The 9,885-nt window shown below is 51.0% G+C and carries 6 protein-coding genes and 5 pseudogenes; 6 read left to right on the top strand and 5 right to left on the bottom strand.

Features of this window, described 5'->3' with window-relative positions:
- Positions 1-13: 13 nt before the first annotated feature.
- The gene (locus ACIQVE_RS22505; RefSeq protein ID WP_402812343.1) at positions 14-1,417 is read right to left on the bottom strand and encodes a hypothetical protein; all 1,404 of its coding nucleotides are present in this window, start codon (positions 1,415-1,417) and stop codon (positions 14-16) included.
- Between the two features lie 388 nt (positions 1,418-1,805).
- Here ACIQVE_RS22505 and ACIQVE_RS22500 point away from each other — a divergent pair.
- From ACIQVE_RS22500 to ACIQVE_RS22475, 6 genes and pseudogenes are all read left to right on the top strand, one after another.
- A pseudogene (locus tag ACIQVE_RS22500) lies at positions 1,806-2,824 on the top strand (IS30 family transposase).
- A gap of 32 nt (positions 2,825-2,856) precedes the next feature.
- Positions 2,857-3,087, top strand: a pseudogene (locus ACIQVE_RS22495) (transposase); the annotation flags it as partial.
- A 583-nt stretch (positions 3,088-3,670) separates the two neighbouring features.
- The gene (locus tag ACIQVE_RS22490) at positions 3,671-4,195 is read left to right on the top strand and encodes a helix-turn-helix domain-containing protein (protein ID WP_402812340.1); all 525 of its coding nucleotides are present in this window, start codon (positions 3,671-3,673) and stop codon (positions 4,193-4,195) included.
- A gap of 157 nt (positions 4,196-4,352) precedes the next feature.
- Complete coding sequence (locus ACIQVE_RS22485) at positions 4,353-4,973, top strand: hypothetical protein (protein WP_402812337.1); 621 nt, start codon at positions 4,353-4,355, stop codon at positions 4,971-4,973.
- A gap of 157 nt (positions 4,974-5,130) precedes the next feature.
- The gene (locus ACIQVE_RS22480; RefSeq protein ID WP_402812335.1) at positions 5,131-5,628 is read left to right on the top strand and encodes a DUF1353 domain-containing protein; all 498 of its coding nucleotides are present in this window, start codon (positions 5,131-5,133) and stop codon (positions 5,626-5,628) included.
- 91 nt (positions 5,629-5,719) lie between these two features.
- A pseudogene (locus ACIQVE_RS22475) lies at positions 5,720-6,689 on the top strand (IS30 family transposase).
- A 52-nt stretch (positions 6,690-6,741) separates the two neighbouring features.
- On the opposite strand, the pseudogene ACIQVE_RS22470 reads toward ACIQVE_RS22475, so the two are convergent.
- The 4 genes and pseudogenes from ACIQVE_RS22470 to ACIQVE_RS22455 form a co-directional block, all read right to left on the bottom strand.
- Positions 6,742-7,397 (bottom strand): annotated as a pseudogene (locus ACIQVE_RS22470) (IS3 family transposase); the annotation flags it as partial.
- Positions 7,398-7,468: 71 nt separating this feature from the next.
- Positions 7,469-8,272, bottom strand: coding sequence for a DUF3560 domain-containing protein (locus ACIQVE_RS22465; RefSeq protein ID WP_402812345.1), 804 nt, complete (start codon positions 8,270-8,272; stop codon positions 7,469-7,471).
- A gap of 21 nt (positions 8,273-8,293) precedes the next feature.
- A pseudogene (locus tag ACIQVE_RS22460) lies at positions 8,294-8,434 on the bottom strand (ArdC-like ssDNA-binding domain-containing protein); the annotation flags it as partial.
- A gap of 3 nt (positions 8,435-8,437) precedes the next feature.
- The gene (locus ACIQVE_RS22455; protein WP_402812333.1) at positions 8,438-8,602 is read right to left on the bottom strand and encodes a hypothetical protein; all 165 of its coding nucleotides are present in this window, start codon (positions 8,600-8,602) and stop codon (positions 8,438-8,440) included.
- Positions 8,603-9,885 lie beyond the last annotated feature (1,283 nt).

Below are 9,885 nucleotides of genomic sequence, written 5' to 3'. Positions count from 1 at the left end.
GATTGGGGTTGGATCAGCTGTTATTGGGTGACGGTTCCTCGCTGATAATATCCCACTTGCTACCCTCATCAGTTTGGACAGAAACGAAGACAATGACGTCATCGCGCGCCATGGAAATAGACTTGAGGTCGGGAGTGATACAGTCATCCAGCGTCAATTCCCATTCCAATGTTGTATTGGATGAAACCACGACTATCTGCCCCTCAATGAGGGTCGAGTCGGGTGACGGCAAGGCGACAACTGGAGCCCAACAGGTGTCATCGATTTCATGACTGATATGGGTTTGAGCAGAGATATCCAAACGACCATTATTAGAGGTATGCAATTTCAAACCTGGGTTTCTAAACTGGTTCGCATAGATGCAATTATCAACAAACCGATGGCGTAGCGACCAGTCCGTATTAACGATGTAGTATTTTTGGATTGGGCTGTTTGCATTGTCCGCCGAAAACCAGCTCATGACATCGCCAGACATGTCGTCAGGCACATGAAAAGGCAAAACATATTTGGCGGCTTGAATGGCTCGCAACTCATTCGCCGGTTTGGTCTCCGCACCTACTTTGTCTACGAAGGCTTTTAGTTCACCGCTCGAGGGGGTGTTATGTCCAATCCATCGCTGATTGACCCCATTCCAGAATAGCGCGTCCCGAGGCCCGGCGTTATAAGCGATCACAACGTTTTTTCTCAGCTGCCAGAGTTGGCTAACAACCAGGTTATTATAAGCCGGACTGATTATTTTATCTCCGAACCATGCTTTCAAAACACGGGCCAGTTCGTGATGGGCTGCGTCGGTAAAATTCTTAAATTCGTGGAAATCTAAAATAACGATCTCTTTATCCGCGGCCGAGTAAAGATTAATTGCCGCTGGAATAATATCGCCCACGATGGTGCGTCCGCTGTTCCCTCCATGAAAAATCTGGAATGTCCGCGGATCTGAATAACCATAGCCAGAATAGAATTGCACCCGTATATCCAGCGCCCTGATGCCACACTGAAGCTGAACGTTTGGAGAGACATCCTGACAGGTTTCCCAGTTGCTTTGGGACTGCGCTTGTTTGTCGTAGCCAGAATTATGCGTTCCCGGAAGAATGGTGTCTTGAATCTTGCTGTTACTTACCGTTTGATAGGTTCCCATCCAGCTACTTCGATACGCATTGTTGAATGGCCGGCATACACCACCGTCCCAACTGCCTCCAGGACACCATCCTGCCTTGCTTTCGATGAATGTGTCAGCATCGGTCGGCCCAGGATCGCCAGGTAGAATATCAGCCAGTGTTGGGAACGCTTGATTCCGCTCATCGCTTGAATACACAGTTTCAAGAACAGGAAAGACATAGGGGATTATTGATCCGTCGTCATTCAAGTCTTGTGGATGTACGTCTAGTTTTTTAGCCAGTAATGCTTTTTTTTCAGTCATGTCACACTTCCATGGACGGGGTTGTTGTTGAACTCGATGTAATTAATAGATGCATCGGTGTAAGTTCAATCGAATGCGTGCTTGTTGTAGCAAGTCATGGTTAAAACTGCAAGCAGCAGTATGAAATTGGACTTCCTGAATTCAACACATAAGTGCAACGCTCACCCCTGCATACACTTCGTACGGTGTCTTCCAGCCCAAGCGCTTGCGCGGGCGTAAATTGATCTGCGTTACAACGCCGAAGCGTTGCCACTACTGCGACCTCTATCGGATACAGCCGGTAATTCCGTTGCGCACGATGTAACTCGAGCCTAAGCCGGGATTACCGAGACTGTTTGATCTCGGCGGTCTCAAGGACCAAGTGCAACACCTGATGTAAGGTGTTGCCATGCCAACAAAGTACACACATCTCAGCACTGAGGAGCGCGTCGCCATCATGGTGATGCAGCTTCAACAACTCACTCTGCGAGCTATCGCCGTTTTGCTCAGGCGTCACCCCAGCACCATCAGCCGTGAGATCAGGCGGCACAGCCAACTGGGGCGATACGATTCAGCTCACGCCGCAATCAGGGCACGAGTACTGCGTCACAAGCCGCGCCGTCAGTCGCGTTTGTGCTCTGGCTCTGAGCTTTTAAAGTGATCATAGAAATGTTGCGCATTGGCTGGTCACCCCAGCAAATCGCCAGCAGACTACGCTGTATCTGGCCCGATCACCCCGAGCGACATGTGAGTCACGAAACCATCTACTTGGCTATTTATGCCTATCCGCGAGGCGAGTTGAAACGCCAGCTCATCAGCTACTTGCGCCAAGGTAAAGGCAAGCGTCGCCCGCGAACCCAGAGTGCCATACGTCGAGAGCGCTACCCTGCTGAGCTCAGCATCCACTTGCGTCCGCCGGAGGTTGCCGATCGCCTTGTTCCAGGACACTGGGAAAGCGACCTGATCATCGGGGCCAACAATCGCTCTGCTGTCGCCACGATGGTTGAGCGCACCAGCCGTTACGTGATCTTGGCAAAACTCGACGCACCGACCGCCCAGGCAGCCGCTCAAGCCATTACCCGAGAGATGTCGCGCATGGCGCCATCGCTGCTGAAAACCATGACGCACGATCAAGGCAGTGAAATGGCCCGCCACGCTGAAATCACGGCCCACACGGGCATGAAAATTTACTTTGCGGATCCGCACAGCCCCTGGCAACGCGGGAGTAATGAAAACACCAACGGCTTGCTGCGTCAGTATTTGCCCAAAGGTACTGATCTCTCCCTGGTCAGCCAGGAGCGACTGGACGAAATTGCCGACATGCTGAACACTCGACCACGTCAGACGCTGGGCTGGAGATTTCCGGTCGAAGTACTGGTTGATTACCTTCAGCTATTAGCGAGCAACAAGCTCGAAACCATTAACTGACTGTTGCACTTGGTCCTTGAGACCGCCAACCGATTACTCTGATCGAACCCCATTACCCGAAGGCTGATGGCGGTCGTCCGGCCTATCCGTTGATGGCGATGCTGCGTGTCCACCTGCTGCAAAATTGGTTCGGCTACAGCGACCCAGCTATGGAAGAGGCCCTGTACGAGACGACTATCCTGCGCCAATTTGCTGGGCTGCGCTTGGAGCGCATCCCCGACGAAACCACCATCCTCAACTTCCCGCGCTTGCTGGAGAAACACTAGAGAATGGCATAGGGGAACTATTTGTGAATTATTAATTTATTACATAATGCTTCGCTATGGTGTTTAAGTTCGTGCAAATGGATGACCTCAAAGTTGTTGTGTAAAAATTCGTAATGTAAAAAACCAGAATTATCTACTCCAGTACTTTTTCAGACTGTGCTCGGTGAGGATGATGCCAAAACCGCTTGAGCTCACTCATTATATATTGATGTCATTCGTAACCTTCTAATCACCTCGGCCCATCAAAAAATGCCACCCTCAAGTAGCTTTAAGGTGCTGACTCCAGTATTGGGAGCTTGTGGGTTGAGGTCTGATTTAATATCGAGGTTGATTTTTTTGTTTTGTGGGGTAACTATATAGGTGGCACCAAGGAAATAATGAGTTAGAAATCTATGATGGCTTGATTCAAAATATCTAGACAGCTATTGAAGTTTGCTATATTGCAGACGGCATAATTAACAAGGAGTTTTTTTGTGATCTCTAAGTACAATATCGTTTCTGATAAAAACAGAGATAACTTTGACTGCGTGAAAAATTATATTAAAAAAAAGGGATTTTTCACATAGATGAAGCCGGAACAGTGTTATGGCCGAAGGAAGTTCCAAGAATATATTTGCTCATCAGCGGCGTCTGGGAAATTAGAGTAGGTCATTCAAAAATATTTGATTTAGCCTGGGACGACCGTTTGGTTCTTGTCGACAAATCATCGCCGAATCATAATGAAACTCAGGTCTCGTGCAATATTATACAGAGTTCGTCATATGTCGAGCTGTCGATACAAACGTTACTTGTAAATGGCGATAAAAGTTCGATTGATAATTTCCGGGATTTTATCTCTTGGCGATTCAATTATTTTTATAGGCGCTGGCTCCATTTGTGCCTGAATGACTCTTATCGGGAGGTAAGGTATTCGCTCGAATGGCTGGCGAGCACGCCAACAAAAATAAGAATGGCGATCAGCGCTATATATTTCGTTACCAATACATCCAAGGTATCCCGCTCGCATGCTTTATCTATTATTAAAGCGCTTAGAATTGGGGGGTACGTTGAAATGAAGGAAGGATACCTTATTAGGTTGTTAAAAGCGCTCCCTGAGCGTTATTGAACGTAACCATTACGATGCTTGGCGATGAGCAAGATAATAGTAATGTTTTGACTCATCTCGATTGATGCGTGGGTTATTGTTGAAAGGTTTAAACAGCTAGGCGAGAGCAATTTGTATGCCGTGCTCATTGTTGCTAATAGAGAGTTTGGTAAATATTATGCCTGGTCGGATCAGTATCAAAGAAGTTATCGAGTTTTTCAAATGGTTTGTTGGACAACTAACGTGGAAACTCATTGCGCAACTTTCTGTGGCTTTCCTGCTCACCGGGATTTTTTATATAGTCTGGGATAAGCGAGGAACATTAGTTTCCATTGCATTGAGCCAGTGGGGTTATCCCGAAATTGATAAAGAGCGTCTGCCGGAGTTTGTCGATGGCTTATCAAAAGAACTGAATCCGGCGACAATATTTTTATGGTCCGTCAACGTATCTAACAACACCCGCCGAGCAGTGTATGTTTGGGCTAATGGCGTGCGGCGCCAAGAGTTGGAAGGTCGCGTAGAAATGTTATTCCCTGATGATATCCAAGGGGTAAATAATGTAGTTAGGCTTATTCGAGGCGAACAGTTTTGTGACGAGATTAAAGCATGGTCGCCACATATAACATTATTAAAAGAATCAGGGGTGATGTGGGGCTGCGCTGTTGCTATTCCGCCGGAAATATCGCGATTAATTGGTGCTGTCACTATTGGGTTTTCCGAATCTCGAGTTGAGGAATTTCCGAAAATACGAACATCCATTATTCGCTGGTCGCAATATTTAATTGGTGAGGCTTTGTGATGTCGATAATGGATAGCAAATTGTAAACTCTGCGTGCTGAATGATAGAAGAGGAAATATGTTGGCTGAATGTGAAGTGGTTCGGTGTATTGCGCCACATACGAACAAGGTTAGGGTTTTCAGTGCATTAACATTTATCTAGATTAACTGGTGGTATGATGAGTGGCTTTACAGAATTTAGTGCGCCTCTGAATCTTGAGTACGATTATGAGGCGAGCAAGATTTTAGATGCTGATTATTGGAGGGTCACCCAAGAATTTCGTTATTACATAAAAGGGCAGGATGACCGCACATGGGTCGATGTACCGGCTGGCTATCTCACTGACGGCGCGAGCGTTCCCCGCATTTTTTGGTCATTGATTCCTCCTTGGGGGGCTTACGGCCAAGCTGCGGTAGTACACGATATTCTCTGCGAATCTTTGAGTTTCACAGTTAATGGTAAAGCGCATTCAATCGCACGTAAAACCTGTGATGACATTTTACTAGAGACTATGAATGTACTCGGCGTGCCTTTTTTAAAATGCCAAATTATTCATAAGGCTGTCAGCCTTTATAGAATTTTCTCGGGTGTTGACAAGGCCACTATTAGTGAAAAAAAGCGTGCTCTTGAGGTGGAGTGGACCGCTCCCCCTCCAGCCTGTCAATACGAGCTCTGAATTCACAGAATAACTGCAACGCTTGAAACGAGAGGGAGAGTGCCCGCCACCGGTAGAATCCAGGCTCTCACACCAAAGGATTCAAGCGGAGATGACCACGCCTTACCGGCAGCTAACTCAGGGCCAAAGTTACCAGATTGAGGCTGGCCTGAGGGCCAACGAGAGCCAACGAGAGCCAAGCCAGCATCGCTAAACAGGTAGGCGTGCACCCTTCGACGATCAGCCGTGAGGTTCGCCGTAACAGCCCTAAAAAGATGTACATGGCGGTTTGTGCGACCCATGAAAGTGATACCCGGCGAGCCGGAGCGCGTAAGTTTTTCAAGCCGCTTACCTGGCTGAGCCATCACCTGGTGATATGGCTCAAGCATGGGATGAGCCCGGAACAGATTGCTCATCGGTTGAAGCAAGAGAGGCCGGATCAGACGGTCAGTCACGAGTGGATTTATCGGTTTATTGCCAGCGACCAACGAGGTGGCGGCCAGCTTTATACGCATTTTCGCCACCGTCGAAAGCGCTACCGTAAACGCTATAGAAGCCACGACCGGCGGGGGCTGTTGCGAAATCGAGTGTCGATCACCGAGCGCCCTGAGAAGGTTGAAACCCGAGAGCGGCTGGTGGATTGGGAAGGAGACACGGTGCATGGTGTGGGCGGTAATCTGGTCACCCTGGTTGAGCGTAAAAGCGGCTATCTGAGCGCTTACCCGGTCAAGCGCGAACTCGCCGTCAGTCTCCCGGGCGATCAACTTACAGTTCAAAAGACATGTGGTGCACACACTGACGTTGGACAACGGCAAGGAGTTTGCCGGTCATGAGCACATCGCGCGTAAGAGCCGTTGCCAGGTGTATTTTGCCGATCCGTATTCATCCTGCCAGCGCGGCACGAATGAAAATACCAACGGTTTGCTCCGCCAGTATTTCCCAAGGGTAGCGACTTCAGCAAGCTGACCGTTGCCGGCGTAAACCGGGTGGTCGCGCAGATCAATTTACGCCCGCGTAAGCGCTTGGGCTGGAAGACACCGTACGAAGTGTATGCAGGGGCGAGCGTTGCACTTATGTGTTGAATTCAGGAACCATTAGCTTCGTAGAAGAGAGTGATTTAGCCCGCAGAGTTGCAAGTTTCGCGTCCGGACGCGTGCCCACGGACCAACTGACCACGAGCCCGTCGAAGCAGTCGATCATGGGCGACAGATATACTTTGCCCGCTGGCAGCTGGAATTCAGTAAGTCGGTAAGCCATTTCTTGTTTGGCACCGCAGACCGGAAGTCTCGATTGATTAGGTTCTCCGGGGCGGTGTCCAGTTCCCTTGGTAGGAGCTGTACCGGCGCCGCTTCACTGTAGCGACTAGTGAGCTGCTCCTGCTTCATCAGCCGGCGCACGACCTTCTCGGAGACATGCCCGCGTCCTCTGGCCAGTGCCGCGTGGATGCGACGATATCCGTAGCAATGGTGATTGGCTTTGAAAAGAGCGACAACGGTCTGGCGAAGCTCTGCGTGCTGGTCACCAAGGCGCAACTGCGCCCGATGATAAAAGTAAGAACTGCGAGCTAGGTCAAGCTGTGTAAGAAGCTCCGGCAGTGCGTGGATCTGTCGCAAGGCATCAACCAGCAGCGTCTTCTCCCGGTTTGTCAGGAGCCGCAGATCGATGCCCAGATCTTTTTTTAACAGTTCATTGGCCTTCTTCAGCAGGTCGTGTTCGAGTTGCAGGCGCTGAACATCCCTACGCAGAGTCTCAAGCTCGCGTTCCAGCTCTTCCTGGCTGGCTGTTTGTGGTAAACCGCGATTGAAAAATGACGTAATATGGCGACTTTGCTGGTTATTTATGAAGCCAGCTTTCAGCCGTGTCAGTGCCATATTGTTGCTTCCATGGTTTCAATTGGGTTTTCTTCCACGTCTTCGCGATAGGTGTAACCCTCGGTTTGGACCTCGACGGCCTCCCAGTTGCGGCGCGCTTCCAATTCCTGGATACGCTTTTTGATTCGGGTCATATTGGCGTTGTTGTTGCTGAGACTGTAGGCCGCAAAACCCACGCGGCCGCAAAAGTCGCCCTTGAGCAAGCTGCGCGCCGTCGCTTCGCCGAAGCCCAGAGCCACAAGGGCCGGGATTTGTTTTTCTGGTGTTTTGCCGGCGCGAATCGCCTTGTTCGCGGCTTTCATCCGCTCTTGGTCGGCTTCACGCTCGGCCAGCTCGGCGCGCAGCTTTACCAGCGCGTCCGGGTCGTCACTGGAAATGCCGCCAGTGCCTACCGTCTTGGCTTTTTGCGCGTAATGCTTAGCTTTGCCGAAGGTGGTGTCGATCTTGCCCCGATAGTTGCGGTCGCGGCGCTCGCTGTGGTGGCCCACCAGGATCGATTGACCGAAAGGAATCACTGACGCCATGTCCCGCGCTCGACTATAGGTCGCAGCACTGGCAGCTTGCGCGTCGGTGGCTCGATCTTCATAACGCTCGCGGCGGGCCTGTTGTTTCAATTCATAGGCGTTCAACGGACGCGGCGCAGCGGTTTCAACGGTTTCAACAACGCTAGCCGGGGCCGATTCGATGGGCAAGCTTGCGGCTTGGCAACCTTCGGCTGTGTCGGTGGTTGGTTCGCTATCCAGTGCCTCAGTCTGGCTGAGATGGAAAACGGTCGTGGTTTTGACCTTTTTCACCGGCACGCTTTCGCCGGTGGCCTCGTCCTTTTTGGTGCATGGAATCACCGTGACGATTTTCACACCACGCTGACCTTTTTTGACCACACGGCCCAGCGCTTTCCAAGCGTTAAAAGTAAATACGTTGATACGCGGCTTGATGTTCTCAGGGGTAATACCCATCGCCTAAAACCCTTCAAAAATCGCTTGATAGTTGGCTACGCTTTGGTTTGTCAGCGCGTTTTCCAGGGCTTGCTGTTGTACCTCGGCCTTGCTTGGCTTTTCGCTGTAAACCATTGCTTTGCTAGATGCTTGGGCCGGCTTTTGATGTTGCTGTGTCGAGTGATTCATGTCGGTTTTCCGCCCTGGGTTGTGAACATTGCTTCGCTGAGTGCCTTTCGCCGTGGCACGTAGGTCGATCAGCCGGGAAAGGAGCGTTGCAAGGGCGGAAGCCGAGGCCGCAGCTAAGGGAGCGCAGCGAGTCTGAACGGGGGAGGATGCAGGCCGTAGCCGGCCCCTTGAAACGCGGCCCGGCTGATCTACCGTTGAGTGCAGGTGAAAGGGATTCAGCGAGGCATACACCCAATCGCACCGACGATATGAACAAGGCTTTATTGCAGGGCGCAGCACTGCAAACGCCGGTTAAAAACCGGCGTGAGTGTTCGGCACGAATACTCGCTGTTGATCTGGCTGTTGCTTTCGTTGGCAGGCTATCGCCAGGCGACTACCAACGCGAAAATCGAAGTCGAAGGGCCCTGCCCTACCACCCGCAACGGCCGCGTTGACCTCAGGAGCGCGGGGCGGTGAAGCAACCCCACACTCCCGAGGCAAGGCTTGATCGGATTGGGGCTGTTCAAGGGTACGCTCCGCACGGGACTCCGTTCGCCGCGACGATGGAGCGGTCACGACGAGCCGGGGTCGCGCCCCTTGACCTGGGGCGAGTAATTAATAAACTTCAGGCAAAAAAACGCCCTCACCGAAGTAATAGCGGCCTTCCCAGTTCAATTGCTATTCAAGCCAATTGTCCCAGTTGTCACGGATGAATTCGTAGATGATGTTACTCACCAACCGGATCATCAACCCTTTCAGAATATTCGGCTTGCGCGTCATATTGAAGGCCCTCTGAAGCGGCCTTACCCCCGGCGCTTTTCCGGAACACAGCACGCCTTCGGAACACGTCAATGCTTCCTGTGAGGTTCAGCCGGGTTAAAGGGCCTCGGGTTTCATCCGCGCGGGTTAGTAGTCCGCGCCCGTGGTCCAAAATTCGTTAAGCAACCCGACCCACATCACGTTTCACGTTTTGACTGCGCTCATCTTACTTGAGAATTTCGCGCTGTCATGGGGCAAAGCGGCGCATTCCTGGTGCAGCAAAGCACCGATCACCGCCCGAGGCCCGGCGCATGGGCCTTTGGCCAGTGCATATTTTTTTCGTGGCGCATCAACCACTTCAAAAGCCGGTGAAAACCCACTCGGTGATAACGGCGGGAAACCACAAGCAATCGCTTGTAATTGCTTGTGTACGGTGGCACCACCTTGTATTCTTCATTACGTCAATGCTTCCTGTGAGACGGTAGAACGCTTAGTAACCGGCCTACCAAGAAAAAAACCGCCCTAGTAAGGCGGTTTTTTTATGC

Origin of the sequence: Pseudomonas sp. NPDC098747, assembly GCF_044760045.1 — a bacterium.
GTDB lineage: Bacteria > Pseudomonadota > Gammaproteobacteria > Pseudomonadales > Pseudomonadaceae > Aquipseudomonas.
The sequence above is the reverse complement of the archived record's forward strand: the minus strand, read 5'-3'. Positions and strand labels throughout refer to the sequence as shown.

Bases quoted from the DNA above. Each gene is read 5' to 3' on its own strand.
- ACIQVE_RS22505 (WP_402812343.1), bottom strand. From the start codon at position 1,417: ATGACTGAAAAAAAAGCATTACTGGCTAAAAAACTAGACGTACATCCA.
- ACIQVE_RS22485 (WP_402812337.1), top strand. From the start codon at position 4,353: ATGCCTGGTCGGATCAGTATCAAAGAAGTTATCGAGTTTTTCAAATGG.
- ACIQVE_RS22480 (WP_402812335.1), top strand. From the start codon at position 5,131: ATGAGTGGCTTTACAGAATTTAGTGCGCCTCTGAATCTTGAGTACGAT.
- ACIQVE_RS22455 (WP_402812333.1), bottom strand. From the start codon at position 8,602: ATGAATCACTCGACACAGCAACATCAAAAGCCGGCCCAAGCATCTAGC.